The organism is Cupriavidus pauculus, assembly GCF_003854935.1.
Lineage (GTDB): Bacteria > Pseudomonadota > Gammaproteobacteria > Burkholderiales > Burkholderiaceae > Cupriavidus > Cupriavidus pauculus_C.
In genome coordinates this window covers 3,229,839-3,253,907 of record NZ_CP033969.1, presented here as the reverse complement: position 1 = coordinate 3,253,907, position 24,069 = coordinate 3,229,839, and the positions used below count along the sequence as shown (strand labels likewise).

18 protein-coding genes are annotated in these 24,069 nt (G+C 71.4%); 7 read left to right on the top strand and 11 right to left on the bottom strand.

The features are described from left to right. Positions 1-59 precede the first annotated feature (59 nt). The 3 genes from EHF44_RS16265 to EHF44_RS16255 are packed head-to-tail and all read left to right on the top strand — an operon-like array spanning position 60 to position 3,227. Positions 60-1,028 carry a hydroxymethylglutaryl-CoA lyase gene (locus tag EHF44_RS16265; RefSeq protein ID WP_124684605.1) on the top strand — a complete coding sequence of 323 codons (969 nt, stop codon included), beginning with the start codon at positions 60-62 and terminating at the stop codon, positions 1,026-1,028. 19 nt (positions 1,029-1,047) lie between these two features. Next, a complete protein-coding gene (locus EHF44_RS16260; protein WP_124684604.1) occupies positions 1,048-2,190 on the top strand; it encodes a CaiB/BaiF CoA transferase family protein in 1,143 nt (380 codons plus the stop codon). 47 nt (positions 2,191-2,237) lie between these two features. After that, the gene (locus EHF44_RS16255) at positions 2,238-3,227 is read left to right on the top strand and encodes a tripartite tricarboxylate transporter substrate binding protein (protein ID WP_124684603.1); all 990 of its coding nucleotides are present in this window, start codon (positions 2,238-2,240) and stop codon (positions 3,225-3,227) included. 67 nt (positions 3,228-3,294) lie between these two features. Here the strand turns inward: EHF44_RS16255 and EHF44_RS16250 are convergent, their stop codons facing one another. Then, a complete protein-coding gene (locus tag EHF44_RS16250; protein WP_124684602.1) occupies positions 3,295-4,302 on the bottom strand; it encodes a CHAD domain-containing protein in 1,008 nt (335 codons plus the stop codon). 268 nt (positions 4,303-4,570) lie between these two features. On the opposite strand from EHF44_RS16250, the gene EHF44_RS16245 reads away from it, so the two are divergent. Further along, entirely contained in the window at positions 4,571-6,481 is a 1,911-nt protein-coding gene (locus tag EHF44_RS16245) for a DNA/RNA non-specific endonuclease (RefSeq protein ID WP_172966069.1), read from the top strand. Between the two features lie 164 nt (positions 6,482-6,645). On the opposite strand, the gene EHF44_RS16240 is transcribed toward EHF44_RS16245, so the two are convergent. Next, positions 6,646-7,308 carry an ABC transporter ATP-binding protein gene (locus EHF44_RS16240; RefSeq protein ID WP_124684600.1) on the bottom strand — a complete coding sequence of 221 codons (663 nt, stop codon included), beginning with the start codon at positions 7,306-7,308 and terminating at the stop codon, positions 6,646-6,648. A gap of 44 nt (positions 7,309-7,352) precedes the next feature. Here EHF44_RS16240 and EHF44_RS16235 point away from each other — a divergent pair, with 44 nt between their 5' ends. The 3 genes from EHF44_RS16235 to EHF44_RS16225 are packed head-to-tail and all read left to right on the top strand — an operon-like array spanning position 7,353 to position 11,144. Next, on the top strand, positions 7,353-8,648 hold the full coding sequence (locus EHF44_RS16235) for a glycosyltransferase family 4 protein (RefSeq protein WP_124684599.1): 1,296 nt from the start codon (positions 7,353-7,355) through the stop codon (positions 8,646-8,648). A gap of 22 nt (positions 8,649-8,670) precedes the next feature. Next, entirely contained in the window at positions 8,671-9,972 is a 1,302-nt protein-coding gene (locus EHF44_RS16230) for a glycosyltransferase family 4 protein (RefSeq protein ID WP_124684598.1), read from the top strand. Next, positions 9,969-11,144 carry a polysaccharide biosynthesis/export family protein gene (locus EHF44_RS16225; RefSeq protein WP_124684597.1) on the top strand — a complete coding sequence of 392 codons (1,176 nt, stop codon included), beginning with the start codon at positions 9,969-9,971 and terminating at the stop codon, positions 11,142-11,144. Before EHF44_RS16230 ends, EHF44_RS16225 begins: the two co-directional genes overlap by 4 nt. Positions 11,145-11,178: 34 nt before the next feature. Here the strand turns inward: EHF44_RS16225 and EHF44_RS16220 are convergent, their stop codons facing one another. Genes EHF44_RS16220 through EHF44_RS16180 form a run of 9 tightly spaced genes read right to left on the bottom strand, consistent with a single transcriptional unit; the run spans position 11,179 to position 23,929 of the window. Then, positions 11,179-11,829 carry a class I SAM-dependent methyltransferase gene (locus EHF44_RS16220; protein ID WP_124684596.1) on the bottom strand — a complete coding sequence of 217 codons (651 nt, stop codon included), beginning with the start codon at positions 11,827-11,829 and terminating at the stop codon, positions 11,179-11,181. A 41-nt stretch (positions 11,830-11,870) separates the two neighbouring features. Continuing rightward, the gene (locus tag EHF44_RS16215) at positions 11,871-13,571 is read right to left on the bottom strand and encodes a glycosyltransferase (protein WP_124684595.1); all 1,701 of its coding nucleotides are present in this window, start codon (positions 13,569-13,571) and stop codon (positions 11,871-11,873) included. A gap of 2 nt (positions 13,572-13,573) precedes the next feature. After that, positions 13,574-15,073 carry a mannose-1-phosphate guanylyltransferase/mannose-6-phosphate isomerase gene (locus tag EHF44_RS16210; protein WP_124684594.1) on the bottom strand — a complete coding sequence of 500 codons (1,500 nt, stop codon included), beginning with the start codon at positions 15,071-15,073 and terminating at the stop codon, positions 13,574-13,576. Between the two features lie 10 nt (positions 15,074-15,083). Continuing rightward, positions 15,084-17,579 (bottom strand): glycosyltransferase family 4 protein, encoded by a 2,496-nt coding sequence (locus tag EHF44_RS16205; protein ID WP_124684593.1) that lies wholly within the window; start codon positions 17,577-17,579, stop codon positions 15,084-15,086. Between the two features lie 14 nt (positions 17,580-17,593). Beyond that, positions 17,594-18,769, bottom strand: a complete 1,176-nt coding sequence (locus EHF44_RS16200; RefSeq protein WP_124684592.1) for a hypothetical protein — start codon at positions 18,767-18,769, stop codon at positions 17,594-17,596. Positions 18,770-18,782: 13 nt separating this feature from the next. Further along, the gene (locus tag EHF44_RS16195) at positions 18,783-19,577 is read right to left on the bottom strand and encodes an ABC transporter permease (protein WP_124684591.1); all 795 of its coding nucleotides are present in this window, start codon (positions 19,575-19,577) and stop codon (positions 18,783-18,785) included. Then, entirely contained in the window at positions 19,567-20,811 is a 1,245-nt protein-coding gene (locus EHF44_RS16190; protein ID WP_172966068.1) for a glycosyltransferase family 4 protein, read from the bottom strand. The genes EHF44_RS16195 and EHF44_RS16190 overlap by 11 nt, the downstream gene beginning before the upstream one ends. Next, the gene (locus EHF44_RS16185; RefSeq protein ID WP_216643961.1) at positions 20,808-22,070 is read right to left on the bottom strand and encodes a capsule biosynthesis protein; all 1,263 of its coding nucleotides are present in this window, start codon (positions 22,068-22,070) and stop codon (positions 20,808-20,810) included. Before EHF44_RS16185 ends, EHF44_RS16190 begins: the two co-directional genes overlap by 4 nt. Further along, positions 22,067-23,929, bottom strand: a complete 1,863-nt coding sequence (locus tag EHF44_RS16180) for a capsular polysaccharide export protein, LipB/KpsS family (protein WP_216643959.1) — start codon at positions 23,927-23,929, stop codon at positions 22,067-22,069. The genes EHF44_RS16185 and EHF44_RS16180 overlap by 4 nt, the downstream gene beginning before the upstream one ends. Between the last annotated feature and the right edge of the window lie 140 nt (positions 23,930-24,069).

The following is a 24,069-nucleotide window of genomic DNA, read 5'->3' as shown; positions in this document are numbered from 1 at the left end:
AGCGATCCTGGCACGTCATATAGTGGCTCCATCGCTTCCGCTCCGCCCCATTCCTACCCATGACATCCCATCCCCAAGCCCGGCCGGCGCCATGGCCGCGCCACGCCGTGATCCGCGAAGTCGGCCTGCGCGACGGGCTGCAGAGCCTCCAGACCATCGTGCCGACCGCGCAGAAAATCGCGTGGATCGCGGCCGCCCATGCCGCCGGCCAGCGCGAGATCGAGGTGGGCTCGTTCGTCCCGGCCCGGCTGCTGCCGCAACTGGCCGACACGGCCGAGCTGGTCGCGTTTGCCCGCACGCTGCCGGGGCTGTTCGTCTCGGTGCTGGTGCCGAACCTGCGCGGCGCCGAAAGCGCCATCGCCAGCGGTGCGGACCTGATGCTGGTGCCGCTGTCGGCCAGCCATGCCCATAGCCTGGCCAACCTGCGCAAGACGCCCGACGACGTGGTGGCCGAGGTGGCCCGCATCCGGGCCGCGCGCGACGCCGCCGGATCGAAGACGCTGATCGAAGGTGGCGTGGGCACGGCCTTCGGCTGCACGATCCAGGGCCATGTCGACGCCGACGAGGTGCTGCGGCTGCTGCAGGCGCTGCTGGATGCCGGGGCCGACCGCGTCAGCCTGGCCGACACGGTCGGCTACGCCGATCCGCGCGCGGTGCGAGCGTTGTTCGAGCGGGCGCTGCGGATCGGCGGCGAGCGCTTTCACTGCGGCCACTTCCACGACACGCGCGGCCTGGGCCTGGCCAACGTGCTGGCCGCGCTGGATACCGGCGTCACGCGCTTCGACGCCTGCCTGGCCGGCATCGGCGGCTGCCCGCACGCGCCCGGCGCCAGCGGCAACGTGGCGTCCGAAGACCTGGCCTACATGCTCGCCAGCGTGGGCATCGACACCGGCGTCGACATCGACGCGCTGCTGGCCCTGCGCCGCGAGGTCGCGCAGATGCTGCCTGGCGAGACGCTGCACGGCACGCTCTGGCGCGCCGGCCTGCCCCGGACATTCGCGCCGGCCGCCGCCCGCGCCGCCGCCTGACCCTTTCCGCGAGACCACCATGCAACAAGACAACTCCCTTCCGCTGGCCGGCATCCGCGTGGTCGAATTCACGCACATGGTCATGGGGCCGACGTGCGGCATGATCCTGGCCGACCTTGGCGCCGAAGTGATCAAGGTGGAGCCGCCCGGCGGCGACAAGACGCGCAACCTGCCCGGCCTGGGCATCGGCTTCTTCCGCGCGTTCAACCGCAACAAGAAGAGCGTGATCCTGGACATCACGACCGACGAAGGCCGCGCTGCCGCCGCCGAACTGGCCGGCCAGAGCGACGTGCTGCTGGAGAACTTCCGCCCCGGGCTGATGGAAAAACTCGGGCTCGACTACGCCACGCTGTCCAGCCGGTATCGCCACCTGATCTACGTCTCGCACAAGGGCTTCCTGCCCGGCCCGTACGAAAAGCGGCTGGCGCTGGACGAGGTGGTGCAGATGATGGGCGGGCTGTCGTACATGACCGGGCCCAGGGGCCGGCCGTTGCGCGCGGGGACGTCGGTCAACGACATCATGGGTGGCATGTTCGGCGCCATCGGCGTGCTGGCCGCGCTGCGCGAGCGCGACCGTACCGGCCAGGGGCAGGAGATCCAGAGCGCGCTGTTCGAGAACTGCGTGTTCCTGGCGTCGCAGCACATGCAGCAGTTCGCGATGACCGGCGAGGCGCCGCCGCCGATGCCGTCGCGCGTGTCGGCCTGGAGCGTCTACGACGTCTTCACGCTGGCCGACGACGCCCAGCTTTTCATCGGCGCCGTCAGCGACAAGCAGTTCGTCACGCTCTGCCACGTGCTCGGCCACCCGGCGCTGCTGGAGCGACCCGAATACCGCGACAACGCCTCGCGCGTGGCGGTGCGCCCGCAACTGCTGCAGGAACTGGGCGCGATCCTCGCCACCCGCCGCGCCGACGAACTGTCGCCGCAGCTCGAAGCCGCCGGCATCCCGTATGCGCCAATCGTCCGGCCCGACCAGTTGCTCGACGACCCGCACCTGAAGGCCAGCGGCGGGCTGGTGCCGATGCAGGCCGACGACGGCTCGATGGCGCCCACCGTGCTGCTGCCGCTGCTGATGGGCGGGCGCCGTCCCGGCGTGCAGCGGCCGCTGCCAAGGCCGGGCGAGCACACCGAGGAAATCCTCGGGCGCCTGCGCGGGCGCTGACCCGCCGCCGTACCGCTTCACTACAAAAAAACATGACGGAGACAACGATGTACCCATCCCCCGCATTGCGGGCCGGCCGGCGGTCGGCTCTGAAACTGCTGCTGGCCGCGGCCACGGTATCGGTGCTGCCGCCGGCCCTGGCCCAGGGCGGCAAGCCGCTGCGACTGGTGCTGCCGATCAGCGCCGGCTCCGGCGTCGATGCCATCGTGCGCGCGGCCGGCCCCGCGCTGGGCAAGACGCTGGGCCAGCCCGTGGTGATCGAGAACCTGCCCGGCGCCGGCGGCATCAGCGGCGCGGCCGCCGTGGTCAAGGCCGCGCCGGACGGCAACACGCTGGGCGTGGTGTCGAACAACCACGTCATCAACCCCAGCGTCTTCAAGTCGATGCCGTTCGACGCCATCAAGGACATCACGCCGATCAGCGTAATCGGCGCCACGCAACTGGTGCTGGTGGCCAATCCGAAGCTGCCGGCGCGGTCGGTCAGGGAACTGACGGCGCTGCTCAAGTCCAGGCCGGACGGCTACAACATGGCGTCGTCGGGCAACGGCACGATCATCCACCTGGCCGGCGAACTGTTCCTGAGCGAAGCCGGCGTGCGCGCCAACCATATCCCGTACAAGGGTACCGGCCCGATGATCACCGACCTGATCGGCGGCCAGGTCGACTTTGGCGTGGTGGCGCTGAACGCCGCGCTGCCGCACATCAAGGCCGGCACGCTGCGCGCCATCGGCCTGTGCGGTGACGAGCGGTCGGCCGTGGCGCCGGACATCCCGACCATCGCCGAGCAGGGGCTGTCGCACTACGACGTGGAAGGCTGGTTCGCCGTGGTGGGCCCGGCCGGGATGAAGCCGGCCGACGTCAAGCGCCTGCACGACGCCTTCGCCACTGCGTTCGCCAGCCCCGAGGTGGTCGAGGCGCTCCGGAAGCAGGCCACCGTGGTCAAGCCCACCACGCCCGAGGCGGCCGCCCAGTTCTTCCGCAGCGAGGCCAGCCGCTATGCGGCGCTGGTCAGGAAGGCCAACGTCAAGGTCGAATAACTCACCCACAACCGATTGCCAGGCAGCAACATGACCTTCTACAGGCTGGGCGATTACGCGCCCGTCATCAACCCCTGACCGCCACCGGCCGCCCGGTGGCGCGGAACCGCTTCCACAGCTTGCGCTGGTTGTCGCGGTCGTCCTGCACGCGGGCGGCCAGGAAGCCGCGCGCGTAGCTGGCGCCGGCGGAGGCCTTGCGGTGGTGCAGTTCCAGGTGGCTGAGCAGTCCGTCGGCCACGGCCATGTCGTTGCCCCAGCCCAGGTCGTCCTGCAGCTTCGACAGCACGCGCCGGTAGGGCTTCAGCGTCTTCGGCCGGAACAGGCCGGCGAAGAACTCGGTGGCGTAGCGCAGCTTCTTGGCCGCGATCCGGGCGCGGTGGCGGCGGTGCGCGTCGAGCTTGTGCAGCCCGCGTCCGCGCTGGACCAGCTTGCGGTGGCGCTTGCGCATCACCTTGTCCGCATGGTCGATGGCGTTGGCATCGAGCTGCTTCGTGCGGGCCGAATCAGTGCCGTCGCGCCACGGGGCGGTCGTGAGCCACTGGTCGAGTGCCTGCATCAACTCGGCGTAGCGCGGCGAGGTGACCGCCTGGGCGGCATCGGCCTGGCGCGCTTGCTCGATCGACAGTGCGGCGGCGCTGGTTTCGCGCAGCGCGTCGCGCTGGTCGTCGCCGGCATCCACCTGGCGCAGCGTGGCATTCGCCAGCACGTGCCAGTCGCGCGCGCGGCCCAGTTCGTCGGCCAGCCACTTCACTTCTTCCTCCATGCCGTCCGGCAGCGTCACCACGCCCTCGAACAGGTCCAGCGCGGAGCGGAAGCGGCGCAGCCCCACGCGCATCTGGTGCACGCCTTCCGGTGAATCGCCGGCCGCCACCAGCGGCGCGTTGGCGTGCACCTGGTCCAGGCAGTTGTGCAGGATCTTGCAGAACGCCGATTCCACGGTGTCGCGCCGCTTCAGCGTCAGCCGGGCCGCCGTGGTGGCCGAGCGGGTGTCGGTGTGCGGGTCGGGCCGCGCCGTCGAGTCGCCGGCGTTCGGCCGCTGTGCCAGGTCGGTCGGCAGCTTCAGTTCGTTCTCCATGGTCGCCTTTCCTTGTGCAGCGCGCGTCCCGCCGGGGAACGACCATGCCGTCCGTACAAGCGGTGCGCGGGAATTACATGCCCTGGGGCGCCCGGGCCGTTGCGGACGGGCGCCGTCAGGGCGCTGCGGGAATGGCTGCAAGAGCCATGCCTTTGCCGGGCGCAGGCCGGTTCTCTGTCATGAAATTGACATATTCGGCGCCGCTGTCACAAAACCGTCGCAGCGGTGCGCCAAGCTCGTCGGCCACACCCACTGCGGGAGAGGCACGATGCGCTGGCTGAACGACCTATCCACGAGTCAGATGAAGGCGCTGGTCGAGGCCACCGCCGCCGAGCGGCGGCGCGTGCGCCAGTTGCTGAAGGAGGGCCGGCCCGAGCAGGCCGAGCAGGACCCGGTGCGCCGGCGCGCGTTCTCGGTCAAGAGCGGGGTGTCGATGGGCATGCCCGAGTCGGTGTCGGGCACCAACGACTTCCAGCCGGTCAGCTTCCTGGTCGATGGCGCCACGGCGCGGCGTTGCGTCTGCCGTGTGCAGATCGAGCTCGACGGCGCCACCGAGAGCGCCACCGCGTTCCTGATCAGCCCGTCGCTGATCATGACCAACCAGCATGTGATCCGCAGCGTGGACCACGCGCGCGCCGCCGAGCTGGTGTTCGACGACGAGATCAACGGCGCCGGCCAGCCCGTGGCGCCCACCGTGTTCGTGCTGGACCCCGACCGGCTGGCGGTGTTCTCGCCCGAGGCCGAGCTGGACTACGCCATCGTGGCCGTGGGCCACCGCGTGCAGGGCGCCGGCGCGCTGGCCGATTTTGGCTACGTGCCGCTCAGCGACGCCAAGGACAAGCACCGCAAGGGCATGGCCGTCAACATCATCCAGCACCCGCGCGGGCGCAAGAAGACCATCGCCATCCGCAACAACTTCCTGCTGGACCGGCGCGACCAGTACCTGATCTACGATACCGACACGCTGCCGGGCACGTCGGGCTCACCCGCGTTCAACGACGACTGGGAAGTGATCGCGCTGCATCACTACGGCCAGGGCGACAACGAGGACGACGCGGCGGGCACGCGCCAGGCCGTGGTCAACGTCGGTATCCGGGTCAGCGCGATCTACACCGATCTCAAGCAACGCACCGAGACCCTGGCGGCTGGCCCGCAGAAAGACCTGCTGGTCGATGCGCTGAGCCGCTACGCCGCGGCGCGGCCCGCCACGCGGCAGCAACTGGAACGCCGTCCGCCGCCGGTGCCGGTGCCGGCGCTGCGGCTCAGCGGCCAGCCGGAGCGTGCGCGGCTGGATCGAGACTACGCCAATCGCAGCGGCTTCGACGGCGGCTTCATCAACGGGCTCGACATCGATCTCGGCCAGCTTGTGCGCGGCATCCAGGCCCGGACGCTGCCGCTGCTGGACGGCACCACGCCCGGCTTGCTGCACTACCAGAATTTCAGCGCCATCGTCCATGCCGCGCGCCGGCTGGCCCTGTTCACGGCGACCAATATCGACGGCCCGACCTACATCGAGCTGAAGCGCAGCCCGGCGCCGCGCGAGCCCGAGCGCGAAGCGTGGTACCGCGACCCGCGCGTGGACCCGGCCGGCGTTATCGACGATACGTTCTACGCGGCCTGGAGCGCGCTGTTCGACCGGGGACACCTGACCCGCCGCGCCGATGCCACCTGGGGCGATTTCGCCGCGCGTGCCGAGACCGATACCTTCCACTTTCCGAACTGCACGCCGCAGCACTTCCTGTTCAACCAGGGCGACAACCTCTGGCAGGGCATCGAGCAATACGTGCTGGAGCGCGGCGTGCGGACCATCGAGGGCGCCCGGCTGTCGGTGCTGCAGGGACCGGTCTTCAACGACGAGACCGACCTCTGGGCCGACGACGTGCAGATCCCGTCCGCCTACTGGAAGCTCGTGGCGTGGCACGGCGCCAGCGGGCTCAAGGCCGTGGCGCTGCTGGCCGACCAGCGCGACGTGCTGGACATCAACCGCGGCGACGCGCACCCGGCCAAGGGCGTGGACGCCGGCATCCGCAAGTTCGTGGTGCCGGTGCCGCAGCTGGAGACGATGACCGGGCTCGACCTGTCCGCGTTCCGCGCCATCGACACGGCCGGTGGCCAGGTGCCCACGCCGGGAGAGCGCTTCCGCGAAGTGCGCGACCTCGACGACATCCCGCTGCGCTAGCGGTCCCGCCCGCCCCGCCTGCCCCAAATGACCCGCGCGCCCGTCGGGGCGGGGTCTGCCGCGCCCGGCCCGAATATGGCGCCCCCGTTTCAAAATCTGCCCAGTCCGTGACGCAAGTGCGTCATCGCGCAAGGTCACGCTTTCGCCCGTGTCGTGCCGTCCGTTCAGGCTGGCGCCCGTTGCAGGTCATGGTGGGCGTGCAGCGCGTCGTCGATGGTGTCGAAGCGGCGCAGCGTGCCGTTGTGCAGGACGGCCCCGGTGTTACAGAAATCGGTCAGCGTGGACGGGTCGTGCGAAACCATGATCAGCGCCGCGTTGGCCAGCCGGGCGCGCAGCGCGTCGTGGCAACGCTGGCGGAAGCGGGCGTCGCCGGCTGCCGTCACCTCGTCGATCAGGTAGCAGTCGAAATCCACGGCCAGCGAGATCGCGAACGCCAGCCGCGCCGACATGCCGGCCGAGTAGGCATGCACCGGCATGCGGAAGTAGCGGCCCAGCTCGGCAAAGTCGTTGACGAACGCGAGCGTGTCGTCGATCGGCTTGCCGTACACGCGCGCGATGAAGCGTGCATTGTCGGCCCCGGTCAGGCTGCTCTGGAACGCGCTGCTGTAGCCCAGCGGCCACGACACAGAGAACGTACGTTGCACCTGGCCGCTGGTGGGCAGCTCCACGCCCGCGGCCAGGCGCATCAGCGTGGACTTTCCAGCGCCATTGGCACCGCAGATGCCAAGCGCGGTGCCACGGCCGATGGTGAAGGAAACGTTTTGAAGGACGGTGGTCGGAACATGCCCCACGAGATAGCGCTTGCTGACGTTCTGGAAGGAAATCATTGGCGTGGCCCGATGCGGTGCGCGGAGGTTTTCGGTGCCGCATTATGAGCACGATCCTTCGGACCGATCAATCGCGGCCGGCGCGCGATGCGGTGGCGCCACGCCACGCGCCCGTGGTCATTCCTGCATTGCCTTGCGCGCAACCGCCCGTGGACCTGGGTGTTGGCATCGATGCCCGCACGTGGAGCCTCGGCGCCGGCACCGGGGTGGCCACCTATGCGCGCTCGCTCGGCGCGAGCCTGGCGCGTGCCGGCGTGGCGGTGCACTGGCTCGGTGGCGGCCGGTCTGCGCGTACGCCGGGGGGCGCGGCACGCGAGTCCGCGCCCGCGCGATGGCTGGCCGCGCTGCGCACCGGCACGCGAGAGGCCGTCTTCGAGCGTCACGCGGGCCTGGCCGAACCCCAGCATCGCGTGCACGATGGGGGCCGTCTGTTCCGCGAGGCCCAGAGCTACTTCAACCTTCACCAGCGCCTGATGCGCGTGCGCTGCGCCGCGCCGCCGGCCATCATGCACTGGACCTATCCGCTGCCGCTGTACCTGGAAGGCGCGCGCAACGTCTACACCGTCCATGACCTGATCCCGCTCACGCATCCGCGCCTGACGTCGATCGGTGCCGCGCGGCACCTGCGCCTGCTGCGCGAGATCGTTGCGCAGGCGGACCATCTGGTGACCGTCTCCGACGCCTCGCGCGCCGAGATCATCGACGTACTCGGTTGCCCGCCCGCGTTCGTCACCAATACCTCGCAGGCCGTGCACGCGGCGCTGCAGCGCGATCCGGGCCTGCCGGCCGGCCTGCGGCCAGGCGGCTACTTCATCTGCTGCGGCATGCCCGAAGCGCGCAAGAACCTGCCGCGCCTGGTGGCGGCCCATCGCACCGCGCAGACGTCCCGCGCGCTGGTGGTGGCCGGCCCCATCGCGCGCGACATCCCGCAGATCGAGTCGATGCTCGCGCGCTCGCCGGGCGTGATCCGGCTGCCCTGGCTGCCGCAGGCGGAGCTGATGGCGCTGATCCGCCAGGCGCGCGCGATGCTGTTCCCGTCGCTGGCCGAGGGCTTTGGCCTGCCCGTGGCGGAGGCCATGGCGCTGGGCACGCCGGTGATGACCAGCAATGCTGGCGCGCTGCGCGAAGTAGGGGGCGGCCACGCGCTGCACGTCGACCCGCGCGACACGCATGCCATGGCCCGCGCCATCCGGGCGCTGGACCGCGACGACCAGTTGTGCCGCCGCCTGCGTGCCGCCGGCTTCGAGCAGGTGGCCGCGTTTGCCCCGCGCGGTTACGCGCAGCGGCTGCTGGCGCTCTATGCCGATGTCTGCGGCGCCACCGCGCGCGGCGTCGCCTGACTCCCATATCGACAGGACAGCCATGCGCATCGGTGTGGATGGATTCAATCTGGCGCTGCCGAATGGCTCCGGCGTGGCCACCTACGCCCGCACGCTGGCGTGGTCGCTCGCGCGGATGGGGCACGACGTGGACCTCGTCTACGGCCTCGCGGTCGGGGCACGCACCGCCGCGCCGCTGCGCGAGGTGCTGTTTTTCGACGCGCTGGACCGGCCGCGCCGCGTGTCGCGCAACCGGCTGGCGGCCATCGGCACGGCCTGCGCCGACGTCCTGGGGCGCACGGCGGTACACGTGCCGCGCACGGACAGCGTCATCGCCCGTGGCCTGGAAGCGCGCGTGCCCGACAGCAGCCGGCTCTTCACGAGCCCCGACCTGTTCGACGCGGCGGCGCGGCATTTCCGGCGCCACGGCAGGTTTCTGCGGCTGCGCGTGCCCGATCCGCCGGACATCATGCACTGGACCTATCCGCTGCCCGTGCGGATCGAAGGCGCGCGCAACATCTACACGATCCACGACCTGGTACCGCTGCGCCTGCCGTACACGTCGCTGGAGAACAAGCGCTACCACTACCGGCTGGTGCGCGCGTGCCTGCGCGACGGCGACCACGTCTGCACCGTGTCCGAAGCCAGCCGGGCCGACCTGCTGCGGATGTTTCCCGCCGCCGACCCCGCGCGCATCACGAACACCTGGCAGGCCGTCATGCCCGTGCCGCTGGCCGATGCCGACGATGGCGCGCGGCTGGCAACCGCGTTCGAGCTGGCGCCGCGCGGATACTTCCTGTACTTCGGCGCCATCGAGCCGAAGAAGAACATTGGCCGGCTCGTGGAGGGCTACCTGGCCGCGCAGGTCGACACGCCGCTCGTCATCGTCGGCGCGCGGGCCTGGAAGAGCGCGGCCGAGACGCGGCTGCTGCACGGTGACGGCGGCCATCCGCTGCGCGGCGTCAGTGAGCGCATCCGCCGCTATGACTACCTGCCGCGTCCGTGGCTGATGACGCTGGTGCGCCAGGCGCGCGCCGTGGCCTTCCCGTCGATTTACGAAGGCTTTGGCCTGCCGGTGTTGGAGGCCATGGCGGTGGGCACGCCGGTGCTGACGTCGAACGTGGCGTCGCTGCCCGAGGTGGCCGGCGACGCGGCGCTGATGGTCGATCCGTACAGCGTGTCCGACATCGCGGCCGGCTTCCGGCGGCTCGATGCCGACGCCGATCTCCGCGCGCAACTGTCCGCCCTGGGCCCGCGCCAGGCGCAGCGGTTTGCGCCCGAACCCTATCAAGCCAGGCTGCGCGCGATGTACGCGCGCGTGCTGTCCCTTCCCGATTCACCATGAAACGACCGTCCGCTTCCCTTGCTTCCCTTGCTCACCTTGCGCCGCGCGCCGTGGCGCTGGCCTGCGCCGCCGTGCTGGCCGGCTGTGCCTACTTGCCCAGCAGCGGCCCCACGGCGCGCGACATCCTGGACGCGCAGGCCAGCGCCGCCAACGCGCTGGGCTATCGCATCGCCGACGTCGACGCCGACCTGATCGGCAAGCTCGACGCCATGCCCGCCGCGCCCGCGAGCGTACCCGTCGATGTGCCGGTGTCGCGCGGCGGTGATACCGTCTTCGAGCGCATCGGGGCCGGCGATACGCTGGGCATCTCGATCTTCGAAGTCGGCACCACGCTGTTCGGCCCGGCCTCCACGCTGGGGGCGATGGGCGGCGGCATGACGGCGGCCCCGCAGCCCACCGCGGCCGGGCAAGCCATGCCGACGGTCACGGTGGCCGCCGACGGCACGATTCCGGTGCCCTACGCGGGCCGCATTCGGGCCGCCGGCCGCACGCCGCGCGAACTGGAAGACGCCATCCGCGCCGCGCTGCGGGGCAAGTCGCAAGACCCCCAGGTGGTGGTCAGCGTGCGCGACAACCTGGCCAACAGCGTGATGGTGATGGGCGAGGTCCGCAAGCCGGGCCGGGTGCCGCTGACGCCCGGCGGCGAGCGTGTGCTGGACATGGTGGCGCTGGCCGGCGGCGCGGCCTATCCGATGACCGACGTCGCCGCGCGCCTGACACGCGGACAGACCACGCTGGAACTGCCGCTGGCCGACCTGTCGCCCGAGAGCGACGCCAACCTGCCGCTGCGGCCGCAGGACCGCCTGATGATCGAACGCCGGCCGCGCAGCTTCTCGGTCATGGGCGCGGCCGGCAAGGTATCGCAGGTACCGTTCGACGCCCCGCGCGTGAACCTGGCGGAAGCCGTGGCCAAGGTGGGCGGCCCCGGCGACCTGCAGGCCGACCCGCGCGCGATCTTCGTGTTCCGCTACCAGCCCGATACCGCGCCCGTGATCTACCGGCTCGACCTGATGAACCCGTCCAGCTATTTCCTGGCGCAGCGCTTCGCCATGCGCGACAAGGACGTGGTCTACATCGCCAACGCCGAATCCAACGGCCTTACCAAGTTCGTGTCGATCCTGAACCTGCTGTTCTCGCCGGTCTATACCGGGAATCAGTTCTTCAAGCGGTGAGGGAAGGGGGCCGGCCCGCGGCCGGCCGCCGCTGTCATGGCCATTGCAGCCGGCTCCGGATCTCCTGGACCGGCCAGATGGCGAGGCTCTTGTCGGCAAAGTGCCCGTCGTGCTCGTCGCAGCCCTCGATGATGTACCGGCGTGGGGCGGGCCAGTGAAACGGCGCCAGCTCGAAGTTCAGCCGGCGCCACTGTCCAAAGTCGATCTCTTCGTTGGCCGATGGCGTGCGGAACGAGAAGTGCGTGGTCAGCAGATACAGCGCACCACTGCTGCAGATGTTGCGCAGCGCCGCCGCGATGCTGGCATGCGGAAAGTGCACCAGGCCATCGCGGCACAGCACTGCGTCGACCTTCGGCAAAGGCGAGGCGATCACGTCCAGGTGCTCGAACTGTATGCGGGGGCCCCGGTAAGTCCGCCGGTTGTGCTCGACGAGTTCCGGCACGATGTCGGCGCCGATGTAGTGGACGCCGCCCAGGTCGACGTGCCGCATCCAGTTGAAGTCGCCGCAAGGGATGTCCAGCACCGATCGGATGTTGAATTCCCGAAGCAGATGCGGCAACTCCGCCCGCAGATGGCGCGTGCGCGTCATTTCGGAGCCGGACCCCGAGACAGATTCGGGGCTGCCCCATTGGTTCCGGTGATAGATCTCGGTGAAGACGGCCTGCGCTTCGTTTGCCTGGTTCATGGGGGTTTCCTGCTCTGTTTTCGTGGGGAGGATAGAAGGCGTCAGGGGGCGGCACGGTCCGAAAGCCGCCAGTTGCCCTGGGTCGATTGCTTGTAGGCCATGGTGTCGCGTTCCTCCGAGAAGCTCTCGTACTGCCCCTTGGTCAGCAGCAGCACGCGTGCGCAGGCGTCCGGCTCGCTCATGAGCAGATGGCTCACTGCACGGGTCAGAATGCCGGGGCCCGTCGCGTGCCAGATATCCAGCCTGACGCCGGCCCGTCGGGCGCGCGCCAGTTGGGCAAGCAACTGTTCCAGCACGCGCCCGACGATGTCCGAGCGGGGCCTCGCTGCGAGGAATGCGTTGTAGAGGTACGGCGCCACGTCGGCGGAGCGCGCGGCAACCAGTTCGACCGAGGCAAGCGCGTGCAGGATGGGCGCCAGCGGCCTGCGGCAGTACTCGTCGGCGTCCACATAGATGCCCCCGTCACTGGCCAGATAGGCGATGCGGAACACATCGGACTTCATGGCCGGATGGTGGCACCAGTCGTAGCTTGCCCCCGCCTCCTCGCCATACCGGTCGAGGATGTAGGCCCTGGCCGATGCATCGTCGAAGACGATATGGCGCAGCCCTGGGTTCATGGCCGACCAGGACGACATGGCATCCATGACTTCCGGGGGCGGGCTGGGGGTGTCCCAGAACTGGACCAGCGTCGTCGCGGCAGGCACGCCGCCGTCCACATGCCGCGCGCCCGTGCCTTCCCGAAAGGTCTGCAGCCGGCCACTGGCGTGCTGGGCCGCCAGGGCGAACATGAAGGGCGCGGTGTCGTCGGGGGCGTCGTGCATCCATTCCCGGCAGTGTTCGAGCAGCAACTCGCCTTCGTTCAACGCCAGAAGTACCGAGCTTGCCAGCGCGCGGGATTCCTGTGATACGCGCCGCAGTGCGGGGGTCAGCAGACGCCACGCGACGTCGTTCTCGCCCACTTCATACCGCAGGCGGGCCGTCGCGATCTCGAACGCGGCTTGGCCGCCGAACAGCCAGCGGATGCTGTCGAGGAAAGCGACCGCCGCGGCCGGCCCGGTATCGCGGGCGAGCACGTCGGCGTGGATGGCAAACGCCTCCCAGGTGTGGGGATGCTGGCGCATGACTGTCCGGGCAATGGACCCGGCGGCACGGTGCTTGCCAATCTGGCCGAGCAGGCCGGCCAGCCGCAGCGTGTCGGGCAGGGTTGAGCGCTCGCCGTCGGCGTGGCGGCGGGCCGCCAGTCTCTGGCGCGCCTCGTGGCGGGCCGCGCGCCAGGCGGCGATCGCGTTGTCGCGCGCCGCCGCCCACCAGCTTGGCAGCGACGCGGGCAGCGGGGCGAGGATGTGCGCGGCGCGTCCCAGCATCTGCATCGATGCCAGCGCGTTGCCGAGGTTGAGCCGAAACTCCGCGCAGTGAGGATCGAGCTCGAATGCCGACGTGAACAGCCGCAGCGCTTCCCAGCGCCGGGCGATGCCGGTGGACCAGAGCATCTGCGCCAGCTGGAATCGCGGCCACGGGTCGGTCGCGGATAGCGAGATGCAGCGCCGCAATGCCACCATGGCAAGCCGCGTCTCACCGTTGTGCCGGTGCAGCAGCCCCTTGCGGTACCACGCCAGGGTACAGCTTTCGTCGGTGTCGAGGATCCTGCGGTAGGCGTCCAGCGCGGCGTCGAAGCGGCCCGCTTCCGCCAGCGACTGCGCTTCCGCCAGATCGGTCTGTAGGGTTGCGTTGGCTTCCGGCATGCCTATCCCCGCCCGTACACGTCATCGAACCGCACGATGTCGTCCTCGCCCAGATAGCTCCCCGACTGCACCTCGATGATCTCCAGCGTGGTCTTGCCCGGGTTTTCCAGGCGGTGCGCCACGCCCAGCGGGATGTAGGTCGACTGGTTCTCGCTGACCAGGAACGATTCCTCGCCGCGCGTCACGCGCGCCGTACCGCGTACGACGATCCAGTGTTCGGCGCGGTGGTGGTGCATCTGCAGCGACAGGCGGCCGCCGGGTTCGACGACAAGGCGTTTCACCTGGAAGCGCTCGCCCTGGTCGATCGACTCGAAGCGGCCCCAGGGGCGTTCCACGCGGCGGTGCGTGCTGGCCTCGGTGCGGCGCTGGGCGCGGATCTTCTCCACGGCCGTCTTGACGTGCTGTACATGGGCCATGTCCGCCACCAGCACGGCGTCAGGGGTTTCCACCACGGCCAGGTTGCGGGTGCCGACGCAGACCACCAGCCGGCTGGCCGCGTGCGCCAGCGTGGTGTGCGCGCCTTCCAGCAGCACCTGGCCCCGCACGGCGTTGTCGGCGGCGTCGCGCGGCATGCGCTGCCAGATGGCGTCCCAGGCGCCCAGGTCGCACCAGCCGGCGTCCAGCGGCACCACGGCCGCCGGCGTGTCGCCCAGGCGCTCCATCACGGCGTAGTCGATGGAATCGGCGTGGCAGGCGGCAAACGCGGCCTCGTCCAGCAGCAGGCCGTCGGGCAGCGGCGTTGCCGAGGCGTGGGCCTGCCGGCACGCCAGCAGGGTCTGTGGATGCAGTTGGGCCACCAGGCCCAGCCACACGTCGGCGCGCACCACGAAGATGCCGCTGTTCCACCAGTGCTGGCCGGCGGCGACGTACCGCGCGGCCACGTCGTGCGACGGCTTCTCGACAAAGCGCGCCAGCCGCCGCGTGCCGCGGTCGTCCAGCGCGGTACCGAGTTCGATGTAGCCGTAGCCGGTCTGCGCCGCATCCGGCACCACGCCCAGCGTGACGACGGCGCCGTCTGCGGCATGGCCGGCCGCCGTGGCAATGGCCCGCCGGAACGCGGCGGTATCGCCCATGGCATGGTCGGCCGGCATCGCCACGATCACGGCGTCGGGGCGCGTGGCGGCGATGTCGAGGGCGGCCGCGGTCAGCGCGGGCGCGGTGTTGCGCGGGCACGGCTCCAGCAGCAGCCGGGGCCGATGGCCGCTGCCGCGCAGCTGGCGCGCCGTGGCCTCGGCATGGGCGTGGCCGCAGACCACCATGACCTGCGGCGCCGCCTGCAGCCCCGGCGCGTCGATGCCGGCAAGCCGCCCGGCCGTGGCGCACAGCAGCGTGGTATCGCCAAGCAGCCCCGGGATCAGCGGCTTTGGCATCTGCTCCCGCGACAGCGGCCAGAGCCGCGTGCCGGCGCCACCGGCCAGGATCACGGGCTGCAGCAGGATCGCCGTGGCGGCGGCGGCCGTGGCGTCGGCGGCCCGCGCCACGGGCATGTCGATGACGTCCATCACGGCCCCCTTAGAGTCCAGCCAGCAGTTGTGAGGTCTGGCGCGCCGCCAGCAGAAAGCGGTCCGTCTCGGCCGGTACCGCCAGCGCGTCGAGGGTGCCCAGCGTCACGGCTTCCACCAGACGCAGGCGCGCGGCCGTATCGTCGGCCGCGCAGACGTACACCCCCAGCACGGCTGGCCCGATCACGCGCGCGTCGGCGCCCTGGGTGGTCTCGCCGAGCGATTCGTGCGCGTCGGCGTGCAGCGACAGTTCCAGCGGCTGGCCAGGCGGCGGGGCATCCACGTCGATGGCGATCCAGCTCTCGCGCCCGGCGTCGAGCCGGCCTTCGCTGCGCGGCCCCTCGCCACATGCCAGCCGGTACTGCGTGGCGCGCGACGGCAGCCCGCGCACGCACAGGTAGACGCGCACCCTGGCATCGGCCAGGTCGTCCGTCAGCCGCAGTGCCAGCCGGCTGTCGCCCGGCCGGCTCCAACAGCCCCAGTCCTCCACGCCGTGCCAGCCGTCGCCGGCGCGCAGGCTCTCGGTGACCACCGTGCCCTGGGCCAGCGGCAGCCGCCGCGGCGCGGCCATCGGGTAGTAGCGGCCGGTGGCGAGCGTCGGGGCCGGCGCGGCGGGCTGCGCATCGCCGATGCCGCCCTGCCAGCGCTGCACGGCCTGCGCGATCTGGTCGCCCAGTTGCTGCCAGGTGCGTGGCCGGAACTCCGCCGCGATGCGCTGCTCGCGCGACCGGCGGTACGGCACGTCGAAGATCAGCTTTTCCACCACGCGCAGCAGTTCGCCCGGCGACTGCGGATCGAAGTAGTCGGCCAGCAGCCCACCGGCTTCCGGCAGCGACGCCACGTCGGACACCGCCGGCACCCTGCCGTGGCACAGCGATTCGGTCACGGGCAACCCCCAGCCTTCGTACAGGCTTGGATACAGCGTGAACAGGCAGCGCTCCAGCAGCAGCGCCACCTGCGGGTCGGCCAGCCCGGACAGGATCGTCACGCGGCTCGCCAGCACGGGATCGTTGTCGAGCATCGCCAGGGCGGCCTCGTTCTTCCAGCCCCGGGCGCCCACGCAGACGAGCTGCGGTACGTGCCGCGCGCCATGGTGGTCAATCAGGCTGCGCCACGCGCGAAACGCGGCCAGGTGGTTCTTGCGCGGCTCCACCGTCGACAGCATCAGCACGAACGGCTGCCGGCTCCAGCCCCAGCCCTGCATGTTGGCGGCCTCTGGCGCGCGCAGGCCGGGCTTGCGGATGTCGGCATCCAGCCGCACCACTTCCACGTGGCCCGCCGGCAGCGGCTGGCCCAGCCGCGCGGCGGCGGCTTCCAGGTCGCGCCGTGTCGATTCCGAGTTCACGAGGAAGCGGTCGGCGTGCGCAAACGCGCCCAGCAGCCACGCGGCAAAGCGGTCGACCAGGTCGTCCACGCAATGCTCGGGCATGACCACGGGGATCAGGTCGTGGACGAACGGCACGTAGCGGATGCCGTATCGCTGCCTGGCCAGCCGCACGTGCAGCAGGTACTCCGGAAACCACGACGTGCCCAGGCTGACCAGCCACGCGCCGCGCGGGAACGCCATCGGCGCGCTGCCCAGCATCAGCGTGTCCAGTTGCATCAGCGTCTGCTGCCAGGCTGCTGGCGGCGCGTCGCCGTGGCCCAGGCAGATCCGGCAGAGTTGCGCGAACAGCGCGCCGGGCACTTCCAGCCAGCCCTGATCGCCGAGGTAGCACACCATCGGCGCGGGATGCGCGGGATCGGTGGCGCGGCAGGCGGCGGAGATCAGTTCGAGCTGCACGCGCTGGATGCCGGTGGGCAGGCGCGAACCGCGAAAGTGGTGGATCAGGTCGGTGGCGTCGAAGACGATGGCGGCGCCCTGGCCGGCGGGCCGGGTCGCCTGCAGCGCGTCGCGGTCGATCCGGCGCAGGATCTCGACGGCGCTGGCCAGTTGCTCGCGGGCCAGCCGGGCCGCTTCGGCATGGGCCGCGTTGGTCGGGTTGGCCGGGTGGGCCGCGGCGGCGCGTGCGGCGTCAAGCATCACGGACAGCGCGGCGACCGGGTCGTCGGCCGGCACCGTGGCCGGTGCACGGTTCCACGCGCCGCGCAGGGCGTGCATGTCCACGCGGATGCCGCGCAGCGCCAGCGCGTGCAGTTCGCGCAGCGCGTCGTCATGGCCCGGCGCCAGCGTCAGCGCCTGCGCGTAGCAGGCGGCGGCTTCCTCCAGTTCGCCGGCCAGCTTGGCGGCGTGGCCCATCTGCAGATGGGTATCGGCCACGTCGGGCGCCAGCCCCAGTGCCCGCCGATAGGCGGCGCGCGCTTCCACGACGTTGCCGCTTTCCTTGAGCGCGTGGCCGTACTGCACCCAGATCGGCGCCAGTTCGGGGCGCGCGTCCAGGGCCTGGCGATAGTGCGCGGCGGCGGTGCCCCAGTCGCGCGCGTCGCGCGCGGCGTCGGCGGTGGCCACCAGCGTGGCGGCCTGGCCGCCGGCCTGGTCGGCCCACATCTTCTTGAACAGTTTCACAACGGGTCTCCGGGTCAGGCCGCGTGCTCGCGCACGCCGGCCACGATCAGCCAGCCGATGCCATAGGCCACCAGCAGGCTGACGAACAGGCTGGTCACGATCAGTGCGCTGCGCGGGTAAAGCGCCCGCACGGGCAGGTTTGGCTCCACCACGCGCACGATGTAGAGCTGCTGCTTGAGCGCGTTCTCGCGCGCGGTTTCCAGCGCGGTGGCCACGCCCGCGTAGCGCTTGGCGGCAAAGTCCTGCTTCATCAGCAGGCGCTGGTAATCGGCCATGCGCGGCGCGGTGCCCTGTGCATCGGTCAGCCGGGCCTGCTGGGCGGCCAGTTGCTGTGCCAGGCCGGCCACGCGGTCGCGCAGCGCCACGGCCTGCGGGCTACCTGCGTCCACGGCCGCCAGCACGGTGGCCAGTTGCGCGCGCGACTGGGCCAGCGATTCCTCCAGCCGGCCCACCAGCGTCTGCTGGCCCACGCCGGTCTTTTCCGGGTCGATGTCGCGCTGTTGCAGCCGGAAAGTGGTCAGCGCGCGCTGGGCTTCGATCACCTGGGCCTCGGCCTCCCTGAGTTCGGCCGTGGCCACGCGCACCGCGTCTTCCACGGCACGCTGGTTGAACGCGTTGACGCGCGACTCGCCCAGCGTCAGCAGCCAGCTTGCCAGCGCCCGCGCGTCGTCCGGGCGGAACGCATGCACGCGCAGCGTCGTGATGCCGGTGTCCTGGCTGAAAGCCACGGTCACCTGGCGCCGGTAGTAGCGCAGCAGCGTCTCCGGGCTCGGATCGGCCCACCAGAGCCGCGACACCACGTCTGCCTCCGGGCGGCGGAACAGGGACACGAGATCCACCTTGTCGTGGAGCGCGCGCACGGCGTCGTGCGACTCCAGGTAATCGCCCACGCTGAACAATTGCGCCTGCGCGTCGTTGAGCACGCCGGCCAGCCCCAGCATCTGGCCCAGGCCGCCCGTGCCCTGCGGCAGCTGCGACTGCGTGGACCGCACCACGAAGCGCGCCTCGGACTCGTACTGGCTGGCGGCTATGCCGAAGTAGTAGAGCGCGGCCAGCAGCGTCGGGAGTACCACCACGGCCAGGAACACGCGGTGTCGGTGCCAGAACGCCGCGAGGCGTGGCGCCTGGGCGTGGGATGCCGGATGGGCGGGTATCTCGGCGGCGGGGGCGGTCGATGCATCGGCGGTCATGGCGTGGCGTGGTTCAGTGGTGGACGTGGCGGCGCAGGACCCGCAGGCTGGCCAGCCCGGCCAGCGTCAGCGCCAGGCACCACGCCACGATGTAGAAGGGGTCGATGTAGGGGCTCTCGAAGCTCTGGAACTGACCCTCGCGCAGCAGCTCGAAGATCTGCGTCAGCGGCACCCACGACAGCCAGGTGCGGTACGGGTCGGGAATCCACTTGAGCAGGAAGAACGCCCCCGACATGGGCATGGCCAGGTACACCACCGGGTGGATCAGGCGGTGCGCCATCTTGCTCAGGTAGGTGGCCGTGCAGACCAGCATCGACACGCCGAACGAGAACCACGTCATCAGCGCCAGCGCTGCCAGCATGACCAGCGGCCGGGCCGGCGGCTGGGCCACGCCCAGCGCGCAGGCGCCGGCCAGCAGCAACAGCAGCGCCACGACGCTGGATGCGGCCTCCAGCACCGCGCGCGCCACCAGCATGTCGAAGATGGTGACCATGCGGTGGTACAGCAGCGGCTGGTTGGCGTGCAGCGCGCCCTCGGCCCGCGTGACGATCGAGCGGAAGATGATGAACGCGCAGTAGCCGCCCAGCGCGAACGGCACCGGCAGGATGCCGCCGCGATGGTGGCTGTCGCCAATGTGGATCAGCGATACCGATCCGGCCAGCAGCATTGGCTCGGCAATCAGCCACAGGTAGCCGATGTTCTCGCGGCCGTAGCGCGTATGCAGTTCGCGCAGGATCAGCGCGCCGATCACGCGGCATTGCACGCGCAGGCCGTGGCGCAGCGGCGAGGCGATCGAATCAGTTGGCAAGGTTGGCCTCCGTCGGTGGGCGGGCGGTGTCCGGCAGCCGGTCGATGGCGTCGAGCACCATGCGGCAGTGGTCGTCCCAGCCCGGCGCGCGCCAGGCGGCGATGCGGGCAAGCTGGGCGCGGCGGCGCGGCGCGGCCGCGTCGGTGTAGTCGTGGATCGCGCGCAGCCACGCGGGGCCGTCCAGCGGGTCCAGGTACTCGGGTGCGTCGCCGCCGGCCTCGCGCAGGGCGGGCAGGTCGCTGGCGATCACGGGCACGCCCAGTGCCAGCGCCTCGGCCACGGGCAGGCCGAAGCCTTCAGCCAGCGACGGCATCAGCAGCGCCCGCGCGCAGCGCAGCAGCGTGGCGACGTCGCGATCGGCCATGCCGTGGGTCAGCGTCACCACGCCGCGCAGCGCCGGCGAGCGCGCCAGCAGGTTCAGGATGTGTGCGTTCTCCCAGCCGCTGCGGCCCACGATCCGCAGGCGCGGCGCCCCCGCCGGCCCGGCCTGTGCCACCAGCCGCTGCCAGAGCTGCAGCAGCAGCATGTGGTTCTTGCGCGGCTCGATCGTGCCGAGCATCACGAAACAGGGCGCACCGGGTGACGGCCCGGCGTCGGCGCCCGGCGCGCGCGGGGGCGCCACACCCAGCGGCGCGACCATGAGCCGGGCGCCGTGCGGGCCCCGCGGCAGCCGCCCGGCAATGGCCTGGAGCGTCGCCCGCGAGTTGCAGACGACCAGGTCGGCCAGCGCGTCGACGGTCTCCATGCGCCGCCGGTGCACGTCGGCCATGCCGGCACGCGCGAACTCGGGATGCGTGAGCGGGATCGCGTCGTGGACCAGGCAGGCCAGCCGCGCCTGTTCCGCCGCCAGCGCGCGCGCCACGGCGGCGGGACGTTCCAGGTTCGTGTGCGACAGCAGCAGGTAGACAGCCCGCCGCGCCGACGGCCACGGGCGCGGCAGCCGCGGCCACGACAGGCACAGCGCCGCCCAGAGCCGCCATGCCGCCAGGCGCGGGCCCGTGCGGTCGCCGCGCCAGCGGCGCGCGGTGTCGTCGAGAAAGCGGCGCGTGGCCGCGGCGGGCAGGCGCACGTGCCAGCCGCACGGGTGCATGGCGGTATAGACCAGCCGCCCGGCAGCGTGGCGGCCCAGATAGTCGGCATGGGCCATCTCCACACGGTCGATGCCGGTGGGCGTGGCATGGCGCGCGCGGCGCATCAGCCGCGTGATGTCCAGCAGCAGTTCGGGGTGGCTCATGCGATGGCTCCAGCAAGCGCCGCAGGCGCCGGCGCTGCGGTATCGGCCGGCTCGGCGGCGCCCAGCAGCCGCCGGCATACCGGTCCGATCAACAGGCCGATGGCCGCCGCGTTGTGAAAGCCGCCGTGCAGCAGGCAGCGGTGGCCCAGCACGCGGCGGAACGCATCGAACAGCGCCGCGTCGGGCGCGCACGGCGCCTGCCAGAACGTGGCCAGCGGCTGCGGGTCGGTCAGGCCGGGCAGGTCGTAGACTGCCGTGCCCAGCACGCGCACGGGCACGCCGGCGGCCAGCGCCAGCGTGCCGCTGGTGCTGTTGACGGTGACCATGCCGCACGCGTGGCGCGCCAGCAGGTCGAGGTCGCCGCCGTCGATCCAGACCAGCCGCCCATCCATGCCGGCGCGTCGGGCCTGGCGCATTGCCACGCCGTGCCAGTCGGTCACGCCATTGTCGAGCGGATGCGACTTGATCGCCAGCAGGTAGCCGGCCGGTGCGTGGCGCGCGAAGTCGTCGATGACGCGCGCCAGCGCATCGGCCAGCCCGCCGAACGGCGAATGCACGCGCAACTGGAAATCGGAGTCGAGCTGCAGCGGAAACAGGAAGTACGGCTGCCCCGCCAGCCGCGCGGTGGCCTGTGCCGCCTGCCGTGCCGCGCGCCGGCGCCGGGTCAGGCGCAGCGCCCAGCCGGCCAGTTCGCGCGCCGGATGGCAGCCGCGATGCGTGGTGTAGTGCGGATACGCGGGCCAGGAACAGTACGCGGCCAGGTAGTACCCCAGCGCCGCCCGTGCGCGCGCGCCAAAGTTGCCGGGGATCGGCGCATGCGGCGGCGGCGCGGGCAGGCCGCGTGCCTGGGCCAGAAACCAGGCCGCGTCGCGCGGCAGCGTGGAATGGCCGTTCACGCCGTCGCGCTCCAGCGTGATCCAGTCCGGACGCAGGTAGCCTTCCTCGAACACATGCACGCGCGCGCCATGGCGGTGCGCCACGCCAATGGCCGCGCGATGCAACGGACGGCAGTCGCCGAACAGCACCAGATCGGTCACGCCCAGCCGTGCCAGTTGCGCCGCCAGCCAGTCCGGCCAGCGATGGTCGCGGCCGCGCCACGCCAGCGCGGGGCCGGCGCGCCAGTCCAGCGCGTCGCCGCCATGGAAGTTGATGCGGTGCACGCCATGCCGCGCGGCCCGCAGCGCGGCGCCCAAGCGGCTGAAGAACGCCCCGGGCGGCCCCTGCAGGAACAGGAAGGTGCGCGGCGCGCCGGCGGTCACGACCACGCCCCCAGCAGGCGCCCCTGCATGGCCCATATGGCGCGCCGCAGCCGGCCCTGCCACTGGCGCAGGCGCGACAGCACGGGCGCGTGCTTGCGGCGGCCCCGCTCGGCAAAGCGCTGCACCAGCACCTCGGGCGGGCAGGGCAGGCCGGTCTCGGGGTCGAGGTAGCGCGGGTACAGCAGCAGCGTGCCGGCCACCAGTTCGTCGAGCGTCAGCGTGCGCCGGCGCCACGCCATCGGCGCCATGTCGCGCGTCAGGCCCCAGCCTGCGTAGAACGGCTGGCCGTGCACGATGACTTCGCGGCCGCGCAGCAGCGCCTCGAAGCCGGCCAGCGACGTCAGCGCGTGCACGGCGTCGGCCGCATCGAGCCAGCGTGCCAGGGACGTGCCACGCGCGACCATATCGGCATGGCGCAGCGCGTCCTCGTCGCTGACCACGCCGGGGCGGTGGCCGGCCTCCACGTCGGGGTGGGGCTTGAAGACGATGTAGGCGTCAGGCTCCACCGCGCGCACGCGGCGCAGCAGTTCCAGGTTGCTGGCGATGCCGGCGCCGCCGAGCCGCAGCGATGCGTCGTCGGTCACCTGGCCGGGCACCAGCACGCAACGCCGCCCCGCCGGCAGCGGCGGCAGCGGGGCGTCGGCATGGCCGCTGCCGTACTTGGTGATGCGGTGCGTGACCAGCATGCGCCGCAGGTTGCGTGCGCGGCGCAGCAGCGCCGGCGTGAACGTGGTGTCGGCCAGCAGCACTTCAAGGTCGCTGCCGCTGGTGGGGTCGTAGTACATGCCGCGCCGGTCCACCACGATCGACATTGGCGGATACAGGTCGCTGCCCAGGCCGCGCGACCGGATGAAGCCGTCTTCCACGCGATACAGCGGCACGCGCGCCTCGCTGGCTTCCACGGCCAGTTCCAGCGTCTCGCGCGTGGCCCACACGGCCACCGCGCCGCGCTGCCGCCGGGCAAACTGCGCGGGCCGGCGCGATCCGGCAAAGAAGGGCACCGGGCGCGCGCCATTGTGAAAGAAGCGCGTGATGTCGCGCCGCTTCCAGAGCGCCATGCCGGTGCAGCAGGCCACCTCGCGGTTCTGGTGGCAGAACGCGCGCCAGAAGTGCAGCAGCTCGATGACCGCGTCGCAGTCGCACGGCTTGCCGGTGAACGGGTCGATGTAGCGCGTGCCGTCGCGCAGCACCGCCTCGGCCAGTTGCGCCAGAGACCGCGGCGCCTTGCGCTCGGTGAGTCCCACGTCATGCGTGAGCCCGCGTCCGGACAGGTAGCCGGTCTGCACGCAGGTCACGGGCTTGCCGGCCAGCAGCGCCAGGAAGCCGACCGTGTCGTTGCCGTCGACGATCACGCGCGCGCAGCGGTCGAGCAGCGGCCACGGGTCCACGGGATCGTGCAGCAGGATGCCGCCCTGCGCCTGCAACTGCGTGTGCAGCGTGCTCTTCCAGTGCGCCGTGGTGGGCATCACCAGGCACGGCAGCAGGTTCCAGCCCTGCGCCAGCGCCAGCATTTGCGCGGCCTGGCGCAGGTTGCCGGGGCGCAGCAGCGCCAGCGGACGGTCTCCCGCTTCGGCCAGCGCCGCGGCGGGGTCCGTGCCCCAGAACGTGCCGCCCACGCGCGCCTTGACCACGGCCTGGATCAGCGCGTGGCCGCCGTGGCCGTTGGCTTCGGGCATGGCGTCGAGTGCCGTGTCGATCCAGCCGGGCGCGCCCGCGTCGCGCGCCAGCCGCGTCTCGCTGAGCGGGGGGCCGCGCCACTCGAAGTCCGGCGCCGTCAGCACGCCCGGGGCACGGCGCAGCCCGTTGGACTGGGCGACTGGGTTGTGTGCTTCAGGCAGTGGCAGCGGGCGCGATGACATGGAGACGAAGTGAGTTGTGCGAGGCCCCGACCTTGGGGCGAGGTCGGATGCTAGGCACGCTTCGCGTCTCGGATATGGCGAAATCTCCGTAGATCGCGCGTCACCCGGCCCGCTGCGCCTGCATGAATCGATTGCGACAG

Excerpts from the sequence above, each read along its gene's own strand:
- EHF44_RS16265 (WP_124684605.1), top strand. The coding sequence starts at position 60 with ATGACATCCCATCCCCAAGCCCGGCCGGCGCCATGGCCGCGCCACGCC.
- EHF44_RS16260 (WP_124684604.1), top strand. The coding sequence starts at position 1,048 with ATGCAACAAGACAACTCCCTTCCGCTGGCCGGCATCCGCGTGGTCGAA.
- EHF44_RS16255 (WP_124684603.1), top strand. The coding sequence starts at position 2,238 with ATGTACCCATCCCCCGCATTGCGGGCCGGCCGGCGGTCGGCTCTGAAA.
- EHF44_RS16250 (WP_124684602.1), bottom strand. The coding sequence starts at position 4,302 with ATGGAGAACGAACTGAAGCTGCCGACCGACCTGGCACAGCGGCCGAAC.
- EHF44_RS16245 (WP_172966069.1), top strand. The coding sequence starts at position 4,571 with ATGCGCTGGCTGAACGACCTATCCACGAGTCAGATGAAGGCGCTGGTC.
- EHF44_RS16240 (WP_124684600.1), bottom strand. The coding sequence starts at position 7,308 with ATGATTTCCTTCCAGAACGTCAGCAAGCGCTATCTCGTGGGGCATGTT.
- EHF44_RS16235 (WP_124684599.1), top strand. The coding sequence starts at position 7,353 with ATGAGCACGATCCTTCGGACCGATCAATCGCGGCCGGCGCGCGATGCG.
- EHF44_RS16230 (WP_124684598.1), top strand. The coding sequence starts at position 8,671 with ATGCGCATCGGTGTGGATGGATTCAATCTGGCGCTGCCGAATGGCTCC.
- EHF44_RS16225 (WP_124684597.1), top strand. The coding sequence starts at position 9,969 with ATGAAACGACCGTCCGCTTCCCTTGCTTCCCTTGCTCACCTTGCGCCG.
- EHF44_RS16220 (WP_124684596.1), bottom strand. The coding sequence starts at position 11,829 with ATGAACCAGGCAAACGAAGCGCAGGCCGTCTTCACCGAGATCTATCAC.
- EHF44_RS16215 (WP_124684595.1), bottom strand. The coding sequence starts at position 13,571 with ATGCCGGAAGCCAACGCAACCCTACAGACCGATCTGGCGGAAGCGCAG.
- EHF44_RS16210 (WP_124684594.1), bottom strand. The coding sequence starts at position 15,073 with ATGGACGTCATCGACATGCCCGTGGCGCGGGCCGCCGACGCCACGGCC.
- EHF44_RS16200 (WP_124684592.1), bottom strand. The coding sequence starts at position 18,769 with ATGACCGCCGATGCATCGACCGCCCCCGCCGCCGAGATACCCGCCCAT.
- EHF44_RS16190 (WP_172966068.1), bottom strand. The coding sequence starts at position 20,811 with ATGAGCCACCCCGAACTGCTGCTGGACATCACGCGGCTGATGCGCCGC.
- EHF44_RS16180 (WP_216643959.1), bottom strand. The coding sequence starts at position 23,929 with ATGTCATCGCGCCCGCTGCCACTGCCTGAAGCACACAACCCAGTCGCC.